The 24079-nt window shown below is 57.5% G+C and carries 22 protein-coding genes; 14 read left to right on the top strand and 8 right to left on the bottom strand.

All coding sequences use genetic code 11. The annotated features are described in order from the left end of the window. Positions 1-125: 125 nt before the first annotated feature. Positions 126-407: a hypothetical protein gene (locus ISN39_RS14075; protein WP_194727934.1), complete on the bottom strand. Its 282-nt coding sequence runs from the start codon at positions 405-407 to the stop codon at positions 126-128. Between the two features lie 335 nt (positions 408-742). Between ISN39_RS14075 and ISN39_RS14070 the strand changes: the two genes are divergently transcribed. The 8 genes from ISN39_RS14070 (at position 743) to ISN39_RS14035 (ending at position 10249) form a co-directional block, all read left to right on the top strand. Then, the gene (locus ISN39_RS14070; RefSeq protein WP_194727933.1) at positions 743-2389 is read left to right on the top strand and encodes an ABC transporter ATP-binding protein; all 1647 of its coding nucleotides are present in this window, start codon (positions 743-745) and stop codon (positions 2387-2389) included. A 279-nt stretch (positions 2390-2668) separates the two neighbouring features. Further along, positions 2669-3154 (top strand): MarR family winged helix-turn-helix transcriptional regulator, encoded by a 486-nt coding sequence (locus ISN39_RS14065; protein WP_239597526.1) that lies wholly within the window; start codon positions 2669-2671, stop codon positions 3152-3154. A 21-nt stretch (positions 3155-3175) separates the two neighbouring features. Beyond that, positions 3176-3874 carry an SDR family NAD(P)-dependent oxidoreductase gene (locus tag ISN39_RS14060; protein ID WP_194727931.1) on the top strand — a complete coding sequence of 233 codons (699 nt, stop codon included), beginning with the start codon at positions 3176-3178 and terminating at the stop codon, positions 3872-3874. Next, positions 3875-5206: an FAD-binding oxidoreductase gene (locus ISN39_RS14055; protein WP_194727930.1), complete on the top strand. Its 1332-nt coding sequence runs from the start codon at positions 3875-3877 to the stop codon at positions 5204-5206. It abuts the gene before it with no gap. Positions 5207-5291: 85 nt separating this feature from the next. Next, on the top strand, positions 5292-6968 hold the full coding sequence (locus ISN39_RS14050) for a peptide ABC transporter substrate-binding protein (RefSeq protein ID WP_194727929.1): 1677 nt from the start codon (positions 5292-5294) through the stop codon (positions 6966-6968). Between the two features lie 103 nt (positions 6969-7071). Continuing rightward, positions 7072-8022 carry an ABC transporter permease gene (locus tag ISN39_RS14045; RefSeq protein WP_194727928.1) on the top strand — a complete coding sequence of 317 codons (951 nt, stop codon included), beginning with the start codon at positions 7072-7074 and terminating at the stop codon, positions 8020-8022. 10 nt (positions 8023-8032) lie between these two features. Then, on the top strand, positions 8033-8917 hold the full coding sequence (locus ISN39_RS14040) for an ABC transporter permease (protein WP_194727927.1): 885 nt from the start codon (positions 8033-8035) through the stop codon (positions 8915-8917). A gap of 9 nt (positions 8918-8926) precedes the next feature. Then, on the top strand, positions 8927-10249 hold the full coding sequence (locus ISN39_RS14035) for an FAD-binding oxidoreductase (protein WP_194727926.1): 1323 nt from the start codon (positions 8927-8929) through the stop codon (positions 10247-10249). 464 nt (positions 10250-10713) lie between these two features. Here the strand turns inward: ISN39_RS14035 and ISN39_RS14030 are convergent, their stop codons facing one another. Further along, the gene (locus ISN39_RS14030) at positions 10714-11007 is read right to left on the bottom strand and encodes a hypothetical protein (RefSeq protein WP_194727925.1); all 294 of its coding nucleotides are present in this window, start codon (positions 11005-11007) and stop codon (positions 10714-10716) included. 64 nt (positions 11008-11071) lie between these two features. Here ISN39_RS14030 and ISN39_RS14025 point away from each other — a divergent pair, with 64 nt between their 5' ends. Next, positions 11072-11947, top strand: a complete 876-nt coding sequence (locus ISN39_RS14025; RefSeq protein WP_194727924.1) for a TIGR01459 family HAD-type hydrolase — start codon at positions 11072-11074, stop codon at positions 11945-11947. 504 nt (positions 11948-12451) lie between these two features. Here the strand turns inward: ISN39_RS14025 and ISN39_RS14020 are convergent. Then, entirely contained in the window at positions 12452-12796 is a 345-nt protein-coding gene (locus ISN39_RS14020; protein WP_194727923.1) for a hypothetical protein, read from the bottom strand. 257 nt (positions 12797-13053) lie between these two features. Here ISN39_RS14020 and traI point away from each other — a divergent pair, with 257 nt between their 5' ends. From traI to ISN39_RS14000, 4 genes are all read left to right on the top strand, one after another. Continuing rightward, entirely contained in the window at positions 13054-13680 is a 627-nt protein-coding gene (gene traI / locus ISN39_RS14015) for an acyl-homoserine-lactone synthase TraI (RefSeq protein ID WP_194727922.1), read from the top strand. Between the two features lie 217 nt (positions 13681-13897). After that, on the top strand, positions 13898-14659 hold the full coding sequence (locus tag ISN39_RS14010) for a response regulator transcription factor (protein ID WP_194727921.1): 762 nt from the start codon (positions 13898-13900) through the stop codon (positions 14657-14659). Between the two features lie 35 nt (positions 14660-14694). After that, entirely contained in the window at positions 14695-16050 is a 1356-nt protein-coding gene (locus ISN39_RS14005) for an amidohydrolase family protein (RefSeq protein WP_194727920.1), read from the top strand. Positions 16051-16434: 384 nt separating this feature from the next. Further along, a complete protein-coding gene (locus ISN39_RS14000) occupies positions 16435-17010 on the top strand; it encodes a hypothetical protein (RefSeq protein WP_194727919.1) in 576 nt (191 codons plus the stop codon). A gap of 769 nt (positions 17011-17779) precedes the next feature. Here ISN39_RS14000 and ISN39_RS13995 read toward each other — a convergent pair. Together ISN39_RS13995 and ISN39_RS13990 are read right to left on the bottom strand one after the other, a co-directional pair. Continuing rightward, positions 17780-19129, bottom strand: coding sequence for an MmgE/PrpD family protein (locus ISN39_RS13995; protein ID WP_194727918.1), 1350 nt, complete (start codon positions 19127-19129; stop codon positions 17780-17782). A 28-nt stretch (positions 19130-19157) separates the two neighbouring features. Further along, complete coding sequence (locus ISN39_RS13990) at positions 19158-20234, bottom strand: ornithine cyclodeaminase (RefSeq protein WP_194727917.1); 1077 nt, start codon at positions 20232-20234, stop codon at positions 19158-19160. Between the two features lie 381 nt (positions 20235-20615). Between ISN39_RS13990 and ISN39_RS13985 the strand changes: the two genes are divergently transcribed. Next, the gene (locus tag ISN39_RS13985) at positions 20616-20918 is read left to right on the top strand and encodes a hypothetical protein (protein WP_246763212.1); all 303 of its coding nucleotides are present in this window, start codon (positions 20616-20618) and stop codon (positions 20916-20918) included. 640 nt (positions 20919-21558) lie between these two features. Here ISN39_RS13985 and ISN39_RS13980 read toward each other — a convergent pair. From ISN39_RS13980 to ISN39_RS13970, 3 genes are read right to left on the bottom strand one after another with little or no spacing between them, the layout of a single operon-like run. After that, a complete protein-coding gene (locus ISN39_RS13980) occupies positions 21559-22503 on the bottom strand; it encodes a carbon-nitrogen hydrolase family protein (protein ID WP_194727915.1) in 945 nt (314 codons plus the stop codon). Further along, on the bottom strand, positions 22500-23150 hold the full coding sequence (locus tag ISN39_RS13975) for an RraA family protein (protein WP_194727914.1): 651 nt from the start codon (positions 23148-23150) through the stop codon (positions 22500-22502). Before ISN39_RS13975 ends, ISN39_RS13980 begins: the two co-directional genes overlap by 4 nt. Before the next feature lie 34 nt (positions 23151-23184). Next, positions 23185-24054, bottom strand: a complete 870-nt coding sequence (locus tag ISN39_RS13970) for a TauD/TfdA family dioxygenase (protein ID WP_194727913.1) — start codon at positions 24052-24054, stop codon at positions 23185-23187. Positions 24055-24079 lie beyond the last annotated feature (25 nt).

The following is a 24079-nucleotide window of genomic DNA, read 5'->3' as shown; positions in this document are numbered from 1 at the left end:
TCTGGCCTGCAAGCCAATGGTCCCATCGTCCTCATGGCACAAGGCGCTTGCGGCGGCCATGACGCGCATTTTGCGTCGTCGCTATGATCCGTCGCAAGCGGCATCCGACCACGGCAAGTTCAATCTTACTGTTGCGTCGTGCCTGCAGGCGGCGTGACGGGAGCAGGTGCGGCATTATTGTCTGTCGGCGCGGCCGGGGTTGCTGGAGCCGGCGCGGGTTCGGAATTGGTCGAAGCAGTGGTCTCTGGATCGGTGTCGGGTCCGTTAGACCACTGGGTGAGAGCGAAAGCGCCAATCGCAATCAATCCTACCGCTGCAATCCATGCGACCCAATTCTTGCGGCGATAATCAACCGCTCTGGTTCGAAGGTCGGGATCAGGCTTTGAGTTTTTAGGATCGTTCGTCATTTGGGATCTCCTTATCTCGTGGAAAGAGAATGTCGTGACGCGTTATTGGTTCCAGGGGTCTGGTCAGGGCATTGCCCGTACCGAATTTATCGCCGAACACCCGGCACGATAAAGCGGCGCGACTGCTCGACGGCGCTGTTCCTTATGTTTGCCGCCATTTAGAGATCGCGTAGGCTGTGACTATCATGGAAGCCCTGAGCACGCAGTGGCAGGCGGAAAATGGTGTCTCGCACTGTCGTTGATTGTTGAAATGCGGAAAAATGATCCGGTTTAAAGCGGACTCGGCACCATTCTTGCTTATCGTTTCATGATCACTCGCGAGAAAGGGATTCGCCATGCAGCAGACTGAAACTGTCCAAAGCGAAACTGCCGAAAGCGTGGTGTTATCTGTCAGGGGGTTGACGGTCAGCCTACCCAAAAACATGGAGCGGACGCATGCTGTACGCGATATCTCCTTTGACCTGAGACAGGGAGAAATTCTCTGCATCATAGGCGAATCCGGCTCGGGAAAATCCGTGACAGCCAACGCCATCATGGGTTTGTTACCATCGGCGATCGCCGTAACCGGTGGTAACATCTTGTTTAAAGGGATGGATCTTATACAAACGGAGGAAGAGAGCTTGCGCACCCTGCGTGGCCGCGCTGTTTCGATTATCTTTCAGGATCCGCTCTCGGCGCTCAATCCGCTGATGACAATCGGCGACCAGATCACCGAGGTGATGGAGGCCCACAAGATCGGCACGCGAGAAAGCCGTGCAGTCAAGATCCTCGAGTTGCTCGATGAGGTGGGCCTGCCTGATCCGGCGCTGCTGCAACATCAATATCCCTTCCGTCTGTCGGGCGGCCAGCGGCAGCGCGTCATGATCGCGATGGCGCTGGCGCTCGACCCAGACGTGCTGATTGCCGACGAGCCGACGACGGCGCTGGACGTGACCACACAGGCGCAGATTCTGGAGTTGATCCGCAAGATCCAGCGTCGCAAGAACATGAGCGTCATGTTCATTACCCATGATTTCGGCGTCGTCGCCGAGATTGCCGACCGCGTCGTCGTCATGGAAAAGGGCAGCCTCGTCGAGGAGGGGCCGGCGAATGTGGTGCTCAATACGCCAGAGCATCCCTACACGAAACGCCTGATCGCCGCTGTGCCACGCATGAGGGCGAAGGACCGCGAAGGTACCGCCGATACGCCGATGGTGCTGGAAGTCGCGAACCTGAGCAAAACCTACCACACGTCGGGAGGGTTCTTTTCCAGGAGCCGAACAGTCAAAGCGGTCAACAACGTCAGCTTTTCGATCCGCAAGGGCCGAACGCTCGGCGTTGTCGGGGAATCCGGCTCCGGCAAGTCGTCGCTCGGCCGCGTTCTGCTCAAGCTGATGGACTGTGATGACGGCAAGATACTGTTCGACGGTCGTGATATCGCGCCCATGTCGAGCGATGCCTTCCGGTCGATGCGCCCCTACATCCAGATGATCTTCCAGGATCCATTCGCCTCGCTCAACCCGCGCCACACGATCGGCAAAGTTCTGACCGTCGGACCGATCGCTCATGGCGTCTCGCTGCATGAGGCCAAGGTAAAAGCGCTTCGGACGCTCAAGCTGGTAGGGTTGGACGAAGGTGCCTATGACCGCTTCCCGCACGAGTTCTCCGGTGGCCAGCGCCAGCGGATCGGTATTGCCAGGGCGCTGATGTTCGACCCGCTTCTGCTTGTGGCCGACGAAGCGGTATCGGCCCTCGACGTGTCGATCCAGGCGCAGATTCTACAGCTGCTGACCAAGATCCAGAAGGAGACCAAGGTGGCGATGATCTTTATCACGCACGATCTGCGGGTCGCCAGCCAGATCTGCGACGAAGTTGCCGTCATGTACAAGGGCGAGATCGTCGAATACGGCCCGCCCTCACAGATCTTCCGCGCACCTCATCACGATTATACCCGCAAGCTCGTCTCGGCGATCCCCGGCAGCGAGTGGGAGCCCGCCGCCTGACATCAATTTCGGAGCGTGACTAAACCGTCCTGCTGAAAAGCAAGGCAGTTTTTGTCGTTTCTGCCTCCCCTTCATGGTCTGTTCGCCTATCTGATAGGCATTCTTTTGCCGTGAACAAATTAGCGCCGAAGCCTCAGAAAAAATAGTTGCATTTGTCCACTATCTAGCAAATCATCACCGTCGAAACGACGCCTGACAATGCTGGAGATAAGACTGAAACACCTGTTTCCTTACCGGAAAACAGGACGCTATCCCTTTGTTTTTCGGAGCGTTAGTGCCGTGCTTGAGCCAAAGAAAACACCACCCATATCGATCGGCGACATCGACCTCGATGTGCTGGAAGATACACTCAGCTTCTATATCCGTACCGTCAATCTGGCGGTGTCACGCGATCTCGACGAGCGGCTGGAGGGCTGTGATGTCGCCCGCGGTACGGGGAAAATCACCACTCTGCTGATGGTCGATAGCCACCCGGGGATCCGCCCGTCTGTCATTGCGCAGCTCATTCTCAAGGATCGATCCGCGATGGGCCGGCTTGTCGATCAGATGGAAAATCACGGGCTTTTAAGGCGCGAAACGTCGGTCGACGATAACCGTGCGCAAGAGCTTTATATCACCGAGAAGGGCGCGCAATTGGCGGTACAGGTGCGAGCCCTCGTCACCCAGCAATCGAAGGATTTTTTCGCCTTCATTCCCGAAGACGAGCAACGCCTGCTGATGGATATCCTGCGCAGAGCGTACCGGCGGATCGCCGGCCTGCCGTAAACCGCTTCCGGAGATCGTGCCATGCCGGCAAAACGTGTCGTATTAATTTCGGGAGCCAATCGTGGCATTGGCGCGGAGACGGCCCGGCTGCTGAACAGTCAGGGATGGTGCGTGTCGCTCGGCATGCGCAAGCCGATTCAGCCGGATTGGGCAGATTCCACCACGGCAATCGTCTTTCCGTACGATGCCTATGATCCTGAAGGTGAGAAATCCTGGGTCGAAGCCTCCATCGCCACGTTCGGCCGCATCGACGCCATCATTGCGAATGCGGGCATCATGATCCCAAAAACAGTCATCGAGGCAGACGAAGACGACTTCGACCGAACGATGACGGTCAACGTCAAGGCACCGCGCCGGCTTGCCAAGGCGGCTTGGGAACAGCTCACGGCCAGCGGCCGCGGCCGGGTCATCATTCTCGGCTCCCTCTCCGGCAAGCGTGTGAAGAGTGCGACTGCCGGGCTTTATTCGATGTCCAAGTTCGCCGCAATTGCACTTGCGCATGGCATCCGCCACACGGGCTGGGATTTCGGCATTCGCGCCACCGCGGTCTGCCCGGGATTCGTTGCCACTGATATGGCGCGCGGCATCACCAGTCGCGCCGACGACCAGATGACCGATCCGCGTGATCTCGCCCGCATCATTGCCATGCTGCTGGACCTGCCGAACGAGGCGAGCGTCGCCGAATTCACCATCAATTGCCAGCTTGAGGAGTCCTACTGAATGCCGGGACCTTACGTTGTTCCTGTCCACGGGGATGCTGACCTGCCCAAGGAAGTGGATGTCGTCGTCATCGGCGGTGGCATTATCGGCACCTCGACGGCACTCGAACTGGCCGAAGGCGGCCTGCGGGTCGCGCTGTGCGAAAAGGGCGGCATCGGGCATGAGCAGTCGAGCCGCAACTGGGGCTGGGTGCGCATTTCCCGGCGCGATCCGCGCGAAGTGCCGCTGATGGCGGAGGCGTTGCGGATCTGGAGCAGCCTCGATCAAAGAACCGGCCGCGCCACCGGCTATACCCGCGCCGGCATCATGTTCACCTGTGCCAACGATCAGGAATTTGCAGATCATGAGCGCTGGAAGCGCAATCTCGAGGGTTATCAACTCGACTCACGGATGCTCAGCGGCACCGAGTTCAAGGCTATGTTCCCGAATGCGAACATGGACATCAAGGGCGCGCTCTACACTACCGCCGACGGTCGTGCCGAGCCACAGAAAGCGGCTCCGGCGGTCGCTGAAGCTGCGCGCGACAGGGGTGCTACTATTCTGACGGAATGCGCAGTCCGCGGCATTGAAACATCGGGCGGCAAGATATCGGGTGTCATCACCGAGCGTGGTCCGATTGCCTGCTCTGCCGTCGTGCTGGCCGGCGGCGCCTGGTCGAGCCTGTTTTCCGGTAATCTCGGTATCAACCTGCCGCAATTGAAGGTGATGAATTCGGTGCTGCGCACCAGCCCCTTGGAAGGCGGGCCGGAACAGGCCATCTGGTCCAAGGGGTTTGCTGTGCGCAAACGCCAGGATGGCGGCTACACGATCGCATCTGGTCATGAGAATGTCGTCGATATCGTCCCGAAATCCTTCCGCTATGCCAAGGATTTCATGCCGGCGCTCGGCAAAGAGTGGCGCTCGCTGAGGTTCCGTCTGGGAGTCCGCTTCTTCGACGAGGCGCGCATCGCCAACCGCTGGGCGATGGATGAGGCAAGCCCGTTCGAATATAATCGCGTGCTCGACCCGAAGCCGGCAACCAAGCTTTCCGACCTGGCGCTCGCCAACCTGAAGAAGGCCTTTCCGGTCTTCGAGAAGGCGGAGATCGCCCAGCGTTGGGCCGGCTACATCGACGTGACGCCGGATGCCGTGCCGGTCATTTCAGCGATTGATAGGATCCCGGGCTTCCATATAGCCACCGGCTTTTCCGGTCATGGCTTCGGCATCGGGCCGGCCGCCGGACGGCTGATGGCCGATATCGTTACCGGCCGGCCGCCGGTCGTTGACCCTAAGGATTTCCGTTTTTCACGCTTCTCCGATGGCTCGAAGATCGAGCTGATCAGCGGCTTCTAGTCTGCCCGAATAAAGAAGGCAGATCGCATAACGTGCAGAAAACGAAGTGGAACAGTGACTGAGCAACAGCAAAGGGAGCAGACCGATGTCTGACGAAACCAAGAATGCGATTCTCAATCCTACGCGCCGCCAGGCGCTGACCATGATGGCGATGGCCGGCGCATCCGGCTTGATCATACCCAATCTTCTCGGCCGCGGCAGGGCATTCGCAGCCGCCCCTCCAGCCAAACCGACCGGACAGATGATTGTGGGTTTTTCGCAGGAGCCGACTGTTTTCAACCCGCATATGCCGCATATTGAAGTCGATGAAGGCATTCATTTCAGCCTTTTCGATCCGCTCTTTGCCATTTCCCCCGAAGGCAAGTTTACGCCGGCGTTGGCGCTGGAGGTGCCGAGTGTCGAGAATGGCGGCATCTCCGCTGACGGTCTTTCATGGAAAGTTAAACTCCGTGAGGACGTCAAATGGCATGACGGGACGCCGTTCACCGCCGAGGACGTCAAGTTCACGTTGGAGCTGCTGGTCGATCCGGATTTCCGCAGCTGGCGCAAGACGGGGCATGAACTGGTGCGCGAGTTGACGGTGGTCTCACCCACCGAAATCACCTGGAAAATGGAAAAGCCGTTTGCACCCTATCCGTCGATCCTGGCGTCGACCTTCATCGTGCCGAAACACGCTTTGGGCGCTGAAAAAGACAAGAACACGGCGCCCTTCAACGCTGCTCCGATCGGCACAGGCCCGTTCAAATGGGTGGAGCGGGTCGCCGGCGATCACATCACGCTCGAAGCCAATGCCGACTATTTCGGTGACGGGCCATATCTTGAGCGCGTGATCTACAAGTATATTCCGGATCTCACGGTTCTCTATACGCAGTTCAAGACGGGCGACATCGACGTGGTGGGCCTGCAGTGGATCACGCCCGACCACTATGAAGAAGCCAAAGCGCTTGAAGGCAAGGCCGTTCTCGTCGTGCCGGGGTCTACGGTCGAATCCGTCACCTTCAACATGGAGAAGCCACAGTTCAAGGATCTCGCAGTTCGTCAGGCGCTTTATCATGCGCTCGACAAGGCAACGATCATCGACGCCCTGTATTATGGCCTGCCGACGCCGACCGAAAGCTACATGCCGCAGCAGTCCTTCTATGCAAATCCCGACCTGCCGAAGCACGAATATGATCCAGAAAAGGCCAAGAAAATCCTTGATGATGCCGGATGGGTACCGGGCAGCGACGGTATTCGCGCCAAGGATGGCGTCAAGCTCTCCTTCTCCAACTCGACGACTGCCGGAAACCATATCCGCGAACAGGTGCAGCAGTTCATGCAGCAGTCGTTCAAGGATATCGGTGTCGAAATGACCATTTCCAACCTGCCCCCCGCCGTAATGTGGGGCGAATACTGGATGATGTCGCAGTTCGATTCCGTCGTCGTCGGCATCGACTTTTTGACCGGCGCCGATCCCGATACGTCCGACTATTTCAAATCGACGTCGATCGGCGCCAAGGGTGGCGCCGGACAGAATACATGGCAGTATTCGAATCCCGAGGTCGACAAACTCCTAACCGAAGGTGGCCAAATCTTCGTGCCGGAGGAGCGCAAGAAGATCTATCTCAAGATTCAGGAGATCATGCGCGCCGATCTGCCCTTCATGCCGGTCTTCCAATACGCGCAGGTGCGCGGCCACAAGACCGGTGCCGAAAGCGTCGTTCCGAACGTCAATACGCGCATCGACAGCTGGAACGTCGGAAGCTGGTATTGGGCTTCCTAGGCCGCCTGCCTTTGAGCAACCCTCTCCCGTTTCGGGGGAGGGTCCAACGAAGCATCTCGACGTCCCTGACCTGATGTCCACAATAGCAATCGGAGAGACTGCGATGCTGCGCTATCTTCTCGGCCGTTTATGGCAAAGCCTGATCCTATTGTTTCTGGTGTCCATGATCGGATTTGCAGTTCTCAATCTGGCGCCCGGTGGTCCGTTGTCGCAATATGCGCTGACACCGGGAATGACCCAAGAAGCGCTGGACCGAATTGCTAAGCAGATGGGCCTCGACCGGCCATTGCCGATACAATATCTCGACTGGCTGCGGCACCTTTTGCAAGGCGACTGGGGCCGCTCCTACCGCGACAGCCAGCCGGTTCTCGGCATTATAATGGGTCACCTTTTTGCCACGCTACTGTTGATGGGGTCCTCGACCGTGCTTTCGATCGCCGTCGGCACCTGGGTCGGGATCAAGGGGGCAACAAAGCGCTATTCCATCTTCGATTATACCGCCACCATTGGTGCTATGGTGGCGCTGTCGATCCCGACTTTCTGGTTCGGCCTTGTCGCCATCTACCTGTTTTCCCTCAAGCTGAAATGGCTGCCGGCCGGGAACATGTACACAATCGGCGACGGCTCAGTCGCTGACTATGCCATTCACCTGATCATGCCGACCGTGGTTCTGGCGTTTGTCAACGTGGCGGTCTGGAGCCGTTACATGCGCACCGCAACGCTTGACGTCATCAACCAGGATTTCGTGCGCACGGCAAAGGCCAAGGGGCTTTCGGAGCGACGAGTGCTGATGAAACACGTGATTGGCAATGCGTTGCTGCCGATGATCACGCTTGCGGGCCTGCAGCTGCCAACCATCCTCGGCGGCGCGCTGGTCACCGAAACGGTGTTTACCTGGCCGGGTATGGGCCGGCTGTTCCTCGATAGTCTCGGCTATAACGATTATCCTGTCGTCATGGGGCTTTTGATGTTTTCCGCCATCCTCGTGCTGGTCGGCAGTCTCATTGCCGACCTTCTCGTCGCTTTCGTCGATCCGCGCATCCGGCTGGGTTAGGAGAAAAACCATGTCCGCAACCCTATCCATTTCCCGCTCTGCGAAAGCGCATTGGTGGCAAAGCCGGACCTTCCGCCGGTTCGCCCGTCACCGGCTAGCGATGCTCGGACTGCTGATGATTACCGTTTTGGCGCTCGCCTGCATTGTCGGTCCCTCTATCCTTCCCTACGACGAGCTCTACATCGATCTGCGCGCCCGCTTTGCGCCGCCCCTGACAGGCTACCATATTTTCGGCACCGATCCGCTGGGCCGCGATATCGCAGCGCGCCTGTTCATGGCCGGCCGTATTTCGCTGTTGGTCGGTTTCTTTGCGATGTTGCTCAGCACCTTGATCGGTACTGTCATCGGCGTCTGTGCAGGCTATTATGGCGGACGCGTCGGCGCAGCGCTAATGCGCTTCGTCGACGCCTTCCTGTCCTTTCCCAGTATCTTTCTGCTTCTGGCGCTGGCGGCCTTCATCAAGCCGAGCCCTTTCATGATCACGGTCATCATCGCGGTGACGAGCTGGATGGAGATTTCCCGCATCGTCGAGGCAGAGGTGCGCTCGTTGCGCGAGCGCGACTTCGTGCTGGCGGCGCGTATGCTCGGCCTTTCCAACAGCTGGATCATGTTCCGCGAACTGCTGCCCAATGCCATTGGCCCGATCATCGTCGCAGCAACCCTGACGGTCGCCCGTGCAATCCTGCTTGAAGCCTATGTCAGCTTCCTCGGCTATGGCATACAGCCACCGCTACCAAGCTGGGGCAACATGCTGAACGGCGCGCAGCAATATCTCGACAGGGCGCCATGGCTGGCGATCGTGCCCGGCGTTGCCATTACGCTTGCCGTCACCAGCTTCAACTTCATCGGCGATGGCCTGCGTGACGCGCTCGACGCCCGCAGCGATCTTAGCTGAGAGGAGACGATGCGCACGTTTTCTCCTTTCAAGACGACATTGTGGTATGCGACCGCCACGCCAGCTCCCGACACGACGAGGCTGCAAGGCACGGTCGACGCGGATGTTTGCATCGTCGGTGGTGGTTATACTGGGCTGACGACGGCACTGGAACTTGCCCAGGATGGCTTTCGTGTCGTGCTTCTGGAAAGGGAAGAGATCGGCTTTGGGGGATCCGGTCGCAATGCCGGACATTGCACCCCGACCTTTACCCATTACAGCCTGCCGGAATTGCGCAAGATGCTCGGCGAGCCCTGGGCCGAACGATTGATAGTCCGCCAAACCCGCGCCAACGATCGCGTTTCCGATATGATAAAGCGCTACCAGATTCAGTGCGAGTGGCAGCAGAATGGCTACGTCATGGGGGCTTCCTATCCCGCCATGATGAAGACGATCGAGGAGAAGGTTCGGACCTATAACGCCGTGGGCGCTCGAACGCGCGTTCTTGATCGAGACGAAGTCGAAGCGGTAACGGGTAGCCACCGCTTTTATGGCGGTTGGATGCATGAAGAAGCAGGGCATCTCAACCCGCTCGGTTATTCTCGCGGCCTTGCCCGTGCGGTGATCCAGGAGGGAGGCGTAATCCACACGAATTCGCCCGTCACCGGATGCCAACGGCAAGGCAGCGGTTGGGTGATCAGCACGGACAGGGGCAAGGTCTTGGCCGATAAGGTGATTTTTGCGACCGGCGCATACACGGTCGGCGGCTGGCCGAAGCTTGACCAGACATTCAAGATCCAGAAGGTATTTGTCGCGGCGACACAGCCGCTTTCCGATGAGGAGCGCAGGTCGGTCCTACCGCAGAATACGACCATTCATGATGGACGTGGCGATATCTTTGTCTACAAATACAATGCCGAGGGGCGGATCGTCGCCTCGATGTTTCCCATGGGCCGGCGCGGCCGCGACGTGGATTATACCCGCACCGTCATGAGCGACCGGCTGAAATGGCTGCACCCGCAGATCAAACAGGATATCCGCTGGGAATATTTCTGGTTTGGTGAGTTGGATATGCAATACCAAACCGTCCCGCGTCTCTATGACCTGGCGCCTGGTGTCGTGGCTCTCACTGGCCTTTCCGGCCGCGGCGTGCCCACCGGCAGTATGCTGGGCGGCATTCTTTCGGAATGGGCAAAAGGCGTGCCCACGCAGGACCTGGCGCTGAAGCTTGAGCCGTTGACCGTCGCGCCCTTCTATATGAGCTACGGTCCGCAACTGATGCTGCGCTACTATCGCGTCTCAGACTGGATCAAGGCCAAACTCGCAGGTGTACCCCTCCCTCCGCACGCCTGATGTGGACCATGAGCCAAGCCGCTTGCGCAGTGGCAATTTGAGGGCGAATTACTGGCCGTCTGCCTGTGCGCGCCCCCGGAATTAATGGCGGCCCTTGGAGCCTTGATCGAGATGGCAGATCTCGCGGGTGTCAAAATCCCGGTGTCCGACCCAGCGCTGTACTACGCAGCTGACCTTCAAAATCGTGCGTAGCCAGCCATAACGCTGAACTTCTCGCCGAATCCTTAGTCGTCTCGTTACGCCGATTCAGCGGCTTGCGTCTGGGCGATGATTGAAAGGGCGGAACGCCGCTTCTCTGCATCCGGAGTAGAGAAAGCTCCATCGAGTTGCGAGGCATAGGATTGCAATTTTGCAAGCTCGCGATCAGCAACATCAACTTGCAAAGCTTCGGCATAGTAGCGTCGGCAAACTGCCGTGCAGCGTTGCCGAGCAGGAAGTAACCCACCGCACGATGTGACCCGTTTCTATTGCGGATGAATATCGGAGGGTATGCCAGCCTCGCAGAAAACCGCGGCGTCGTGGCCGCCGCCTGACGGGACAAGCACCGGATTGACGCCCAGGCTCTCCGTTGCAAGAGCGAGCTTTGCAATAAGCGACTTGCTGCAGTGCGCGGGGCTGGTCCACAATGCCTCGCCGAGATCGAACCGGACGCTGCGCTCGCGCTCGATGCGCGCAATATGCTCGCGTAGCAAATCGGGCATCGTCTGCAGCATCTCGCGTTCTGGGCGGCGCTCTGGTCCTTTGCGCAACCACGTCATACCTTCTTGCCGAGTGGCTGCAACCATCAGGCTCAGGGCAAAAAACATGAGGACGCAAAGCGCGATGGCATTCGCTAGGCCAACTCTTCTCACGGGTATTTCTGAGCTGTCGGAAGCCTACGACGGTTTCATTATCGATTTGTTCGGCGTGGTCCACGATGGCGAAACTGCTTTTACCGGAGCAATCGACTGCCTTGCTCATCTTATCGCGCGCGGCAAACGGGTCGTCCTCTTGTCGAACTCGCCGCGCCGCAAACAGGAGGTATCACACCATCTCCGGGGGGTGGGGATTAGTGACGCGCTCTATGACGCGTTGATCACGTCCGGTGACTTGGTCTTCGAAGCGCTATCTGGAACTGAAGGCGGCGGGCGCCTGCAATTGGGAAGGCGTTTTTACCATATGGGCCCAAGAGTGCTATCGAAATTAATGGCGGGAACAGGGAAGCGTGCCGTCACGGCAGTGAAAAACGCCGACTTCGTATTGGTCACCGGGACGCTCGAGGAGCAAACTCTTGCCGAAAGGGACGCGCTGCTGCATGCCTGCCATGATCGAGGACTGCCAATGATCTGTGCCAATCCGGATCTGCAGGTGCTGATCGGCGACCGGCGCCTGGAATGCGCTGGCGCCATCGCGGCACGTTACGAGACAATCGGCGGAAAGGCATGGTATTTCGGAAAGCCACATCAGCAGGCTTATGCAAAGGCACTCGGTGTTCTGGCGCTGCCGCCGTCTTCCGTAGTTTGCATAGGGGACGGATTGAACACCGATGTCCTCGGCGCAAACCGCTCGGGAATTGACGCCGTGCTCGTAATGGGCGGAATTCACCAGTCAGAATTGTGGTCTCGTCAGGACGGTGACATCAATTGGGAACAGCTCGATAACCTGATTTTTCTGCACCAAGCATATCCTCGCTTCATCGCAAATTTGCTTTCGTGGTGACATTACGGCGAGCCGGTCTCGTTAACGAACGACATCATATTGGCAGGTTGCCGCCTCAAACGTTCTTCAACAGCTGTTCATCGAACTAGACATCTTCGTAGTCACCTGCCAGGAACCTCCAACCAAGTGCAAGAGCGAGATAGGGATGAGGTGCTCCCGATTTTGGGCTTGGGCTAGCAGGAACTGGAATTTTCCGGCGCTACCTCTTCGCCGCTAGACTAAGCTAGGATGGGGCGCGCCAGCATTCCTGTGAGGCTGGCGACGTGAAATAACGACGGTTAACCCTGCGACGGAATATCGCCCCTTTGGCCGGTGGCCCTCAGTGTTTCCTAGCGCTACAACGTCCCTCAATTTGAGGATATGGCGAATGGAATGGCAGTCGTACAGTGCTAAATTGATGATCGTGGTAATTGGTGCATTGCTGATAATCTCTGCGCTCTCGCTTCTGGTGGTCGTCGATTACGGTATCTAGAAAGTAGGTTCTCTTCCAGACGGCGATCAAGATCATCGCAGATGCGTATTGCATCTGGCACCGTCGCGAGGCGTTGCAAACAGCAGCCCCTCGATCACCGCAAAGGGCTTGCCGACACTTAGATACCAAGAGATCACCATCCGCTCATCCGACGTGGCGAGAAAAAGGCCGTGTTCAAGCAGTAGCTGAAGAGCGTGGCGGACGACGAGATTGCTCGCACCGACCCATAACAGGAGGCCTCCCTCGAAGCCCCGGACAATTGCCTTGCCTTCGTCGAAGAACAGCGTCCGTTCCGTCCCGTTGCCATTGACCATCCGGGCGAGATTCGAGATCGGCAAGGAAAGCTGCTCAATGAGGTCGCCCGGGTTCGACGCCAAGATATAGCTCTCGGCGGCATGCCTATGGGTTTCAGCTTTAATTGTCGACCGCCATCTCGTTGCCACCAGACCGCTACCTCCTTGACTCGCTGGGAGAGCCCACGCCTTCAACGGCCGTCGAGGCCCGGGCCTGGCGCAACCGTCGGCCTGACTTAGTGCACGCTTTGCCGGCGGACTCGACTGCTAATTCTATTAGTCGCCTAAGGAAGGAGATTGGTGTCCAATACGCAGTGAACCAATTTGTATCGGAGTTGCTCATGCAGATACTGACTGTTCGGGCGACCGCTTGCGGTGAGTTTGCTGACCTGATCGATTCAATGCACAGGCTGCGTGCCCGAGTCTTTCGCGACAGGCTGAATTGGGATGTAGAGGTCAGGAACGGCCTTGAGGCTGACGAGTACGACCAACTCGATCCCACTTACATCCTTGCCGTATCGTCGGCGGGCAAGGTTGCCGGTTGTGCCAGGCTTCTTCCGTCGATGGGGCCGACAATGCTCGCCAACACCTTCCCGCAACTGCTGTCATCGCGCAGTCTCGACGTGCATGCACGCATGGTCGAAAGCTCACGTTTCTGCGTCGATACGTCACTCGCCCAAACTCATGCAGGCGGCTTTCTACACAAGACAACGCTCATGATGTTTGCAGGCATCATCGAATGGTCGATCGCAAGCGGCTTTCATGAGATCGTCACGGCGACCGACTTGCGTTTCGAACGAATTCTCAAGCGTGCCGGCTGGCCAATGCAGCGTCTTGGGGTGCCGTGTCCCATTGGAAATACCATTGCCGTTGCGGGAACCCTTCCTGCAAACGCGGAAAGCTTCGAACGCCTTCGCCCCGTCGGCTACCGATCGGCAATTGAAAAGCGCGATGATGTCGCGGCATGACGCGAGCCTAATGGCTCGAGTGTTTTAGGAGTGGGAATAGAAGGCGCTCTGCGTTCCGCCACGTACTCTTCCCTGCACCGTATCGGCGTGTGCGCCGGAGTCAGGAGCCAGCAAGTAGAAATGCAACTGTTTAAGCCCTTCTCCGTGGTTCGCGCGGTGTTCAGCCGGATGTGGGTTTGTCGTGAACGATCGGAAAGTGGCGCCAAGGGAGAGAGAATTGACGTCGAGGAGGCCTCAGATCCTCATCGGTTCAACCGACGCGGACTACTACCTGTTGCTTGTCCACATTTTGGAAGCCGAAGGATACGACGTGACGTTGGGCTCGGGCGTGGAGGAGATTGTCCATCTCGCGCGCGAAAATCACGTCGACGCGATCCTTCTCGATTGTCGCTCCGGCGAAACCCTTGCGCCAGACACGTGCCTGAGGCTGAAACAGGAGCCGCAGACCGTAGGGATCATGACGGTCGCCCTGGTCGGGCCGGGTGCGGAGGGCCGCTTCATCGATCTGCTGAAGGCTGGAATCGATGAGAATTTCGTCAGGCCGATTGCGCCTTCCAAGCTGCTCGGATTTCTGCGGAACCGGGTTCTGTTCCAGTCCGGCTCGCATCCTTCGGCGGGCGATGGACGCATTCTCGCCTATGCGGGAATTGAACTGAATACTGTCCGGCACAGTGTCAGGCGCTTTGGTATCAGCGTTCATCTCGGACCAATCGAATTCCGGTTGCTGCAATTCTTGATGGAGAACCGTGAGCAAGCTTGCAGCCGCGCGCAACTCATCGAAGCTGGTTGGCCGGAGCGACGCTACGTTGATGCCAAGACGGTCAATGTGCATGTCGGGCGGCTGCGCAAGGCATTGAATGTGGCAGGCGGCTCCGATGTGATCCGGACGGTCAGGTCATCCGGATACATGCTGGACGCCTCCCGCCTGGATGATCCGGACGGGGCGGCGGATCGGCCGGGCGAGGAGACCGACAGCTAGAACCGCATCATGGCCCTTAAAAAGGAGCATTCGTCATGGATATCGTTATCCGCAATGGAGCCCTCATCACCGGCGATGGCAAGACGTTTCACAAAAGAGCGACCGTCTACGTCAAGGACGGGAGGATTGCAGATATCCAAATTGGGAATGCTGGGACGAGCGACGAAATCGCGGCGCGAACAATCATTGATGCGACAGGCTGCATCGTCATACCAGGTATCATCAATGCTCATGCCCATGGATGCATTTGCGGACCGTCGATGCCGAGCGGCTCGCCGCCGCTCAGTGCTGACGACATCGCGTATTTTCGCAATCGGCATCTTCTTCAAGGGACAACTACTCTTTTGAATGTCTGTGGTTTGGCAATGGGCGATGAGGTCTATTCTGACGGCGAGGTCCGCCATCAAATCGATATTCGCGTGTCCACGGCACATACGCTCAAGAACATCCAGGCAGCCCTTGCGGTAGACGGCAGAGGCCTGTCAGTGCCGCACCTGAGTGCGACGATCGATGAAATGCTTGCGGCCGGCGCGGTTGCACTTGGAGAGGCTGGCGGCGGGCAGACATTGGGCGGCGGGGCTCAGGAATACAGGTTCATTCCGGAGGCGGTCCTGCGGGAGACTGGGATCGAGGTCACGCCCGCAACGGCGAGACGCCTGAAGGATGTTGTTCTCGGCCGCTTTCTCGATCAAGCCGGTGGAACGTCGGATTCGATGCTGGAGGATGAGTTGGAACGTGCGGGCCTGTCTCCGCATGTCACAACGGAGGGCATCCGCGAGATCATCACACGATCCGTAATGCCATCCGTCGCACTCTCCCTCGACGGTTTCGATGAGATCGCTGAGGAGGCGGAGCGGGTCGGCTATCCCGCCATTTTCCACAACGCAGCGCCATCTGCAAAACGGTTGAGCGCGGTTGTTGAAAAACATCCAAACGCACTGATCGTCGCCGGGCACAGCAATCATCCGAGCTTCTTGCCGGAGGAGGCCGTTTCGATTGCCCTCGACTTGAGAAGCAAGGGTGCGGTTATAGACGTTTCTACACTGGACTGCATAAGCACGCATTGGCGCAATGACGCCTCCAACCTGGATGCGCTCATCGACGGTGGTTGCGTGGATACGATTTCGACCGACTTCGCGGGTGGTTATTGGGATGGCATCCTCGAGGCGATTCACCGGATGGTAAGAAAAGAGCAGCTCTCGGCCCCAGCAGCGGTAGCGCTTGCCACCGGGAACGTCGCGGCCGTCTTCCCGCAAATGGCAGGGGATCGGGGGCTGATAGAAAAAGGCAAGCGCGCGGATTTGACCGTGGTTGACCACGTGAACCTTAGTCGTGTCCGGCATGTCGTAATCGATGGCCGTGTTGCCGTCAGGAACGGCGTGCCAGTCTGACGGAAGGACCCAAACAAAGCTTGGTGCTGACCAATATAAATAATTTCAAAAAGCCTTTAATTGACAAAAACTTGGCCCATACTTGGAAGTAAACTCGGGTATGGGTCTGGTATCTGCGGTCTGTGAGATCCCGGCATATTCCCGCCGATACTCGTCATGGCCGGAAATACACGCGGGATCACAATTTCAAACGAGTCGGACATCAGATCAGCAAGCTCGCGACATGGGCGTTTAGGCATCCGCGGCGCTTGGGTTATGATCCGCTATCCACATATCTCGCAAAACTAGTATCCCGGAAAAATATCTCTTGAGATTGCATTGAAATCACAGCAACCTGGAGTGAATAAGTGGCCCCCCCATGTCTTATGTGCAGAGTGGGGCGACATGGATAATGCCGACATCACGCCTTCAGGTACGCCCGTGGGGGACATTTTCAATCAGTTAACAGCTGTCCGCGTCGCCGCAGCGATTGTTTTCACACTTTCTCTGCTTGGTAGCAAGCTGACCCTGGCATCACAAACTAGCGACATTGATCGGGTTGCCGAAGCGAGCGGCGAGCCGGACTTGGCTCACTCGATCTCGGAATGGTCGACGGTGCAGAGCTGCATCGATCCAAAATCCAAACTCGTCTTGGAACCATATTGGCAGGCGTTTAACGAAAAAAGCGACCTCTGGGTGTGCTTTTTTAGGATCATTGAAGAACTTCAAAGCGAAGACAAAATCAGAGAATGGCTTTCTCAATTCGATATCAAACTGGTGAAATCACCTTATTCTCGGTTAGGTCCCGATGGGCATACGCTAGGATTCGTATGTCGTAAAGTAAACCAGAAATGCAAAATAAAATGGAACACAGTAGAGGTAACTATTCCATACATATTAACACCGTACGCCTTCGGTTTTATAGCCTACTATAAAGGACGAAGGTTAGAGGATTTTCAAGTTACAGTGGAAAGAGAGTAAACATAAATAAACATGGATTCTTTGAGGTATATTTAAAAACCCAGTCATTTGTATTCAATGAGACGGTTTTTTGTCGAAGATTAAAGCGCGCAGAAAAGCGGAAAGACATATGATCAGGCGAATTAAGCTCCCGCGAAAGAGCCTTTTGGCCGCCACGTCTGTAGGAGTGATGGTCCTTGGTTCACCTGTCAATGCGGCCGACATTGCCTATCATCGACTATCCAACGAGAAGGATTTTCCTTTCCTTATGAACGGGCGGCCGGCGTATGACCTTCCACAGGCAGGTGCCGGCTATAGAGAATCAATTCAAAGATTTCCTGACGTGCGCGCTTGCCTGAAAAAAGGAGAACGGCTGCGAAAGCAAGGCCCGATCTTTCACAGGTCGATTGGCCGGCAATGCGGCTTACGAAAGACTTCGACGTCTGCATCTTTCGCATTCTGAGTAGCATCGCGGATCTCGAGGAGAGCCGTCGATGGTTCGTTGGTCAAGGCTTTGCAGTTCGTCCAGTTCGGCAAGAGCCTGAGTCACCCGGTTGGTCGAAATCACCTCTGGTCTCCCGATATGAAGTCTCGATCGAAAAACACCAATTCAATCAAAAGATCGGATACCAGCTTAACTTGATCCAAGTTTGGGCCCTAAGAGGAGTGTCAGCACAAATCGCGGCAAGCGACAACGAGGAAGCACTGGAAGTCACCTTAACGCTAACTTTTCTTTGATGGAGCGATAGATGCCGCCGGCGGACGTTGCCGACTGAAGGCGCGAACGATTTCACTGAATTAACGGCATACGCAGGCATTGGAGGAAAGGAGCGGCGTCTCCTCTGTTCATTGCCGAAAGCCCGTTCAGAATAGTGCGTTGCGCCTTAGGAGAGAGATTCTTCCGGGTCGCTCCGCGAAACTTGTCGACAAGCTCATCCCAATCCATCGGCCGCGCCTTGTCGCCGCGTGGCGCCGTGACGTCAGAGGTCACTGTCGTACCATCGCTTGTGTGCAGGCTCAAATATGCGAGCGTTTCCGTGGGGAAGCGCCTGTCGATGTCGTGGTCGACCAACAGATGCACCTTTCGGGCGAAGTCGCATAGGTCTGGTCTGGCGAGTTGGGCTTCGCCAATCGGCGCAAGTGCCGCAATTCCATCGATGGCGGCAATCGCGATGCAATAGGGGAGGCTGTATTGGATATCGGTCAAGGTCTTCGGCGAGACAGAATTGGCAAGCCGAAGCGCCCACTGAAATGTACGCACGTCTACTGAAACGACCTTCTTTGGCGTAAAGTCGACACGGCGAAAGACTGCCGCAAGCGAGTCAAGAGCAGGATGGATGTAGCGGCAGCAGGAGTATGGTTTGAAATAGACATTTGAGATTTCCATCGGTTGCTCAAAGCTTGCAGTGATGACCAACGGATCGAAATGTGAATGGTGATCGAGCAGATCCAGCGGGCCTGTAAATCCCCGCTCGGCGAGCTGCAATGCGAGGAGCCCGGTTACCACGCTCCACGGGATGCCTTCCTTGACGTCATTTCCAGTGCATTTAGCGTAGCCCGAGCTTCCGTTTGCCTCCTGGTTCGGGGCCAGTACTCCGGCAATCGAAAGAGCCTGGGCGAGTGCTGCCGGACCGGTGCCGTAGAGACGCCCGGCCGCGGCGACGGCGCCATACCCTGTCCAGCGTCCAGATTGCCGGCTCCTTATGGCATCCGGATTTTGCGCGACAGCAACACGGATACCGGCCTCATATCCGAGAGCAACGGCGGCTAGGATTTCGTCGGCGGGCGCATCGGTCTCACAAGCCACCGACAAAGCCACGGGCACGACGGCTGCACCAGGATGACCGCGAGCCCCGCGATGACCGTCGTCGAAATCGAGCGTGGATGCCGAGGCGGCGTTGCAGAAGGCCGCAGCCGTTGTCCCCAGGCTTTCACCGGTAAACCAGATCGGTGCGCGGCCGACTCCAAATTCTTGCCGGGCGATCGCGCGCGCCACCTGTGCACCGCCGATCTCGCTTCCGACCACTGCTGCAGTCACCGCGTCCAGAATGCAGCAGAGGGCGCTTTGTCTCGCCTCGGTTGGCAATGCGGCGGACGGATAGGTCATCAGATGATCTGCCAGGATCTGCGTCGTATACATTTGTGCCTCCGCGCACCACAGTTTCCACTTACCCGCGAACGGGCGCGCCGGAAGATGGCGCTGCGCCAGCGCCGGGCTTGAGCCAGGTTTCGTAGACGTGGGCGGCGACATAGAGGTCGAGCATCGGCAGACCGACGCAGGTGATCAGGATCGGGCGGTCCGGCACGTCTTTAACATCAGCGACGTCTTTAAAGCCGGTGATCCCGAGGAAAGGGCCAAGTTGCTCCAGCGTTGCGCCCATCCGCGAGAAATAGAGCGCAAGGCTTTGTGAGTTGCGCCGGGATACCATGGAAACGTCGTCGCAGACTGCGAGGCCTGACCGAAGAACCGTTTGAATGTGGTCGACAGGTGTTTCGTCTCCGCCAAGATGCAGAAGAACGGCATTCGCGAATATATCCGGCGCTGCGAAGACGGGTGCGCTGGCATTGGAGGCGGTGATTACGAAGCGGCAATCCCGCAGCTTGCGATTGTCCGAAGCAGCCTCAAGCGGAACTCCGGCGGTCGGTCCATGTTTTTCGACCAGCCGCTGCGCGGAAGCTCCCGATCGGCTGCGCACGTAGATTGTCGAGATGATGTCCTTTCCAAAGTGGGCAAGTGCCCTGACGATTTCCTCTGCAATTGGCCCGGCTCCGAAGAGAAATATGGATAGGTCGTTTTCCTTTGAGAAGAAGCGCTCGAGGGCGACCGAGGCGTAGGTTGCCGTTCGTGCTGCGGAGATTTCTGTCGCATCCATCACGCAAAGGGGACGCAGCGTGAAGCTGTCGAGGAGAATGATCGTCGAGGCAGAACGGGGTCTGCCAAAGCGGCGGTTTATTGCATTGGCGCCGACCACTTTGACGGCAGCATACCGGCCTCCGACGCTGGAGAGCGCAGAGAGCTTCCAGCCCAATCGCTCGCCCTTGAGTTCGTCACGATAGGGCTGAAACTCCGCTTGCTTCCAAAGGTCGGCTTCACTGAAGGACAGGACGGATTTCAGGCCGTGTGCCCGTCCGAGACGCATGTCGGACCAAGCCTCTTTGGCGGCCTTGTGAAGATCATCCACATTGAGGCGGACGCCGAGACATGCCATTTCAGTATGCGAAAAATATCCGGCTACGGTCTCCATCGCTATCCTCCATTGGGGTCCCACATCCAACAAATGTGGCTACGAGAATCTCGCACTTCGGTGGCGGCCGTTAAAGGAAAGATTGGGACATGTTTTTGTTGTCGGAGGGATGCTTGTGTGGATAAAAAAGGCTTATCCGGTTCGGACAGGTACTAGCCAAATCTAGTGTTGAGGGATGACGAGCATTCCCTGCGCCGATATTGGGGCGGGATGGGGCGATGAGGCAATGTTGTGACCAATAAATCGAGGCTCGTAACACCAAGCGGTCTGGCACTCGTCCTCTTAGCCTGCTTTGGATGCTGGAGCAGTGCGCGAGCTGGGGACGTTCGAAACGACGCACTCGCTCCATTGCCACTCGTTCTCAAGGACTACGAAGCGTTCGTGCAGAAACTGGCTGCCGAAGTGGACGGAAACGAAGTCGCGATGGCCGCGAAACTCCGTACCCTGGGATTTAGCTGCACCCCGGCCTCCAAATCCGTTGCGTTCGAATGCGTGCGATTTGGCTGTCAAAAGCCGATCATTGGGCTGGGTTCTCTCCTCCAATGGACGGTGAGCAGGTTCGACGTGGTATCGGGAAAGACGGTGTTCTCCGGTGCAGCAGTCAACTACTCGTGGTCGGCTCGCTGCATTCCCATGAATGACATCGAGGAAGCTCAGCAACGCTTCCTTTCCCGCCAAGGCTAAGTCCGTGATCCGCTCTAGCGCTAAAGCTAAGCGCTTAATGTCGCTCATGCGCTGCCCCTATGCAAACGGGATAAGCCGTATAAAAAGGCACGCGAACTTCCAATATTAAACTTTCTTAGTCCTACGGATCTTCATTGTGCGGAGAATGGCGCGGAGCCGTCTGAACTGGCTGGCGCTTAAGAGTTAAATGCCACTCCGGTCCTAACGCCGGGTGGCACCGTCGCAGCTACAGTGACGTTGCCGGGCAAGGTCAACCTCAGGGAACCCGGTTAGCCGGCATCCCCGCAGGATAGGCATACTGCTGCGTGCCAATCCTCTTATGCTAAACAACCTGTCCGCTTTTCAGCCGCATCTGCGGAACCGATCGCGTCGCCTGACCGGCGACTTATAAGCATAGATTCCACCCGCTATGCGGTTGCGCCCCTTAAACGGCTCCTGAGACGAAGCGGACCAACTGGCAGATTACGCGCGCCGAACAGGCAGCCAATCGAATCCATTATGCAAAGCTTGCTCTTGTGAATGACCTCCGGCGGAAGACGCGAGAAAGATTCCGCGGCGATATATTCGCCGATCCTTTGGGCTATTGAGGGAGTCATGATTTTTATCCGGTTGGGCGGACGGACGATGGCTACGGCGAAGTCTACGGGTGTCTCGTCGTCTCGCCACTACAAGAATTTGGAGCACCGTCACGTCGCCTACCGGTACAGGAGCAACAACTGCACGAGCCGGCGATACCGCGATCGAGGGACGTTCGAGCCAATCCTTCGAAGTTTGTCCTGTGCGATGCGGTCGGAATGAGCTGCCGGACCGCCGTAACGCGAGCCCGATCGATGTGAGTAGCAAGCATACCGACCTGGTCGGCCGCACGGGCGATCACTTGGCCCCAGGGATCACAGACAAGAGAATTGCCATAGGTGAAACGCCGTTCCCCATTCGCTGCGACATAGCCACCCCATTGTCCGCAGGCGACGAAATAGGCCTGGAGTTCGATAGAACGCGCACGGCAGAGTACTTCCCAATGGTCCTTACCCGTTTGCAGCGTAAAGGCTGCTGGTAGAATGACGACATCGACACCTGCACTCGAAAGCGCATCGAAGAGTCGGGGGAAACGAAGATCGTAACAGATGGCGCAGCCGATCCTAAAGCCGTGCGCTTCGTAGATGAAGAGTCTATCGCCAGGGGCCACTTTCTCGGATTCACAATAGATCTTGCCATCCGGCGCTTCGATGTCGAATAGATGTATTTTGCGGTAGCGTCCGACCTCCCGACCCTTTGGGTCGAAAACCACCGTCGTGTTATATATCTTTGAACTTCCTCCGATCCTTTCGAGCAGACTTCCGCCGTGAATCCAGATCTGTTCTCGAGCCGCGAATTCCTGCAGCATTCGATAGGCCTTGCCGCCCGGCATGTCGTCGGCTGCGGCGAGCTTCTCAGCAGCGGTTCCACCGGACCAGTCGAAATGCTCCGGAAGCACCATGAGGTCTGGTCTATCGCGTTCCATTGCCTGGTGCATCAGGGTCTCGGCAGCGTGCAGGTTGAGATCGCGGTCGGGCTGGGAATTCATCTGGATGAGGGAAATTTTCATGATACGACCTGGTCCAAATCAAAGATGGAACGGCCGGCCTCAAGATGGGGCCGCAGCTGAAGCGAATGCCGTTGTCGTCTGAGAGCAAAGTCGGCGACGCGGCGCATATGCGAGGGTTCGGCAACGAAGACGCCCTCGTGATCGGCGAGGACTGCATAGCCCGGCAGCACGGCTGCACCACCGCACGCAATTGGGACGTTGATTGCGCCGCCGATCTGGTGCCGACGGCTCGTCGTCTTGGATGAGACGCCGCGGCACCAGACTGGAAACTGGCTGGCCCGAATCTCTTCGACGTCCGTGCAGGGTCCATCGACGATGACGGCCACCGCTCCGCGCGCGCGGGCAGCTGCCACGACACCGCCGCCGACGCAGGCAACGTCGTCCTGATCAACCCGGGAGATGACGAGAGCATCTCCCGGGGTAAGCAGATCGATGGCCTTGTAGATGACGGTTCCATCGCGGCCTGGTGCGGCCACCGTGATCGCCGTTCCAATCGCCTTTGCCGGAAAGACGGGGGTGATACACGCGCCCACGAATCCGACATATTCGAAATGGCCGATGGTTGCGGTTTCGACATCCGCAAGGAGGGTTCGCAATGATTGCGGAATGGCCTTTGGCCGCGTTCTCATGCGGTATGGTTCAGTCATTCGACAAAACTCCGATCGTCTCTATCATTGTGCGTCAGATCGGGCGTTCGCCGGCGGTCGTCGTCCGATGCATGATGCGGATGGTGTTCGGATCGAAGGAGTCGCGCCGGTGCATCGTGCAGCGGTTGTCCCACATCATGATGTCGCCCACCTCCCATTTCTGGATGAAGACTTCGGCGGCACTACCGGTCGCGTGTTCCCAGAGCTTTGTGATCAGATCGCTGCTCTCGTCGAGCGGCATGCCGACGATCCAGGATCCCTCGGACGTGCCGCCTAGGTAGAGAGCCTTGCGTCCTGTCTCGCCGTGGGTCCGGACCAGGGGATGGACGACGCCGCTCCACTCGCGAAAATCACGGCTCTTCGGCTCGGATTTTCCAAGGCGCAGTTTGCCGGTTTTGTCGTAGACGTTCTGGAAGAAGATCTGGCGTCCATCGATAGCCTTGCGCAGTTCGTCGGGAAGCGTTTCGCAAGCACGGTAGGTCGACAGAAAATATGTATCGCCTCCGGAAGGAGGGACTTCGATCGCTCTGAGGATTGCTCCTGCCGGCGGACGTTCGTAGAACCAGGTATCGGTATGCCAGGTTGCTTCGCTGTTGCCGAGCGCGCCGCTTGGCTTGCCGTCCCTCATCACATTGCTGATTACCAGGATCTCACGGTGCGTAGGGTGTCCGCCTTCCTGCAACTGCTTCGGGTGGATGACGAAGTCGCCGAAGTGACGGGAAAAATCCACCTGCTGTTGATCGGTGATATGGGCTGCGCGAAAGCGGACAACGCCGTATTGCAGCCAGTATGACCGGACTGCGGCAATGTCTTTGTCGTCATAGTTGGAGAAGTCGAACCCAACGATGTCGGCGCAGACATTGTTAGAGTTCTGGACCGCGGAAACCTTCGTTCTGGTGAGCATTCTTGTGCCTCCTTTAGGAGATCCC

Origin of the sequence: Rhizobium sp. 007, from assembly GCF_015353075.1 — a bacterium.
In the GTDB taxonomy this organism is placed as follows: Bacteria; Pseudomonadota; Alphaproteobacteria; order Rhizobiales; family Rhizobiaceae; genus Rhizobium.
Note: the sequence above shows the minus strand (reverse complement) of the source record. Positions and strands in the feature narration are given on the sequence as shown.

Coding starts and splice junctions, on each gene's coding strand:
- ISN39_RS14075 (WP_194727934.1), bottom strand. CDS start 407: ATGACGAACGATCCTAAAAACTCAAAGCCTGATCCCGACCTTCGAACC.
- ISN39_RS14070 (WP_194727933.1), top strand. CDS start 743: ATGCAGCAGACTGAAACTGTCCAAAGCGAAACTGCCGAAAGCGTGGTG.
- ISN39_RS14060 (WP_194727931.1), top strand. CDS start 3,176: ATGCCGGCAAAACGTGTCGTATTAATTTCGGGAGCCAATCGTGGCATT.
- ISN39_RS14055 (WP_194727930.1), top strand. CDS start 3,875: ATGCCGGGACCTTACGTTGTTCCTGTCCACGGGGATGCTGACCTGCCC.
- ISN39_RS14050 (WP_194727929.1), top strand. CDS start 5,292: ATGTCTGACGAAACCAAGAATGCGATTCTCAATCCTACGCGCCGCCAG.
- ISN39_RS14045 (WP_194727928.1), top strand. CDS start 7,072: ATGCTGCGCTATCTTCTCGGCCGTTTATGGCAAAGCCTGATCCTATTG.
- ISN39_RS14040 (WP_194727927.1), top strand. CDS start 8,033: ATGTCCGCAACCCTATCCATTTCCCGCTCTGCGAAAGCGCATTGGTGG.
- ISN39_RS14035 (WP_194727926.1), top strand. CDS start 8,927: ATGCGCACGTTTTCTCCTTTCAAGACGACATTGTGGTATGCGACCGCC.
- ISN39_RS14030 (WP_194727925.1), bottom strand. CDS start 11,007: ATGACGTGGTTGCGCAAAGGACCAGAGCGCCGCCCAGAACGCGAGATG.
- ISN39_RS14025 (WP_194727924.1), top strand. CDS start 11,072: ATGGCATTCGCTAGGCCAACTCTTCTCACGGGTATTTCTGAGCTGTCG.
- traI (WP_194727922.1), top strand. CDS start 13,054: ATGCAGATACTGACTGTTCGGGCGACCGCTTGCGGTGAGTTTGCTGAC.
- ISN39_RS14005 (WP_194727920.1), top strand. CDS start 14,695: ATGGATATCGTTATCCGCAATGGAGCCCTCATCACCGGCGATGGCAAG.
- ISN39_RS14000 (WP_194727919.1), top strand. CDS start 16,435: ATGGATAATGCCGACATCACGCCTTCAGGTACGCCCGTGGGGGACATT.
- ISN39_RS13995 (WP_194727918.1), bottom strand. CDS start 19,129: ATGTATACGACGCAGATCCTGGCAGATCATCTGATGACCTATCCGTCC.
- ISN39_RS13990 (WP_194727917.1), bottom strand. CDS start 20,234: ATGGAGACCGTAGCCGGATATTTTTCGCATACTGAAATGGCATGTCTC.
- ISN39_RS13980 (WP_194727915.1), bottom strand. CDS start 22,503: ATGAAAATTTCCCTCATCCAGATGAATTCCCAGCCCGACCGCGATCTC.
- ISN39_RS13975 (WP_194727914.1), bottom strand. CDS start 23,150: ATGACTGAACCATACCGCATGAGAACGCGGCCAAAGGCCATTCCGCAA.
- ISN39_RS13970 (WP_194727913.1), bottom strand. CDS start 24,054: ATGCTCACCAGAACGAAGGTTTCCGCGGTCCAGAACTCTAACAATGTC.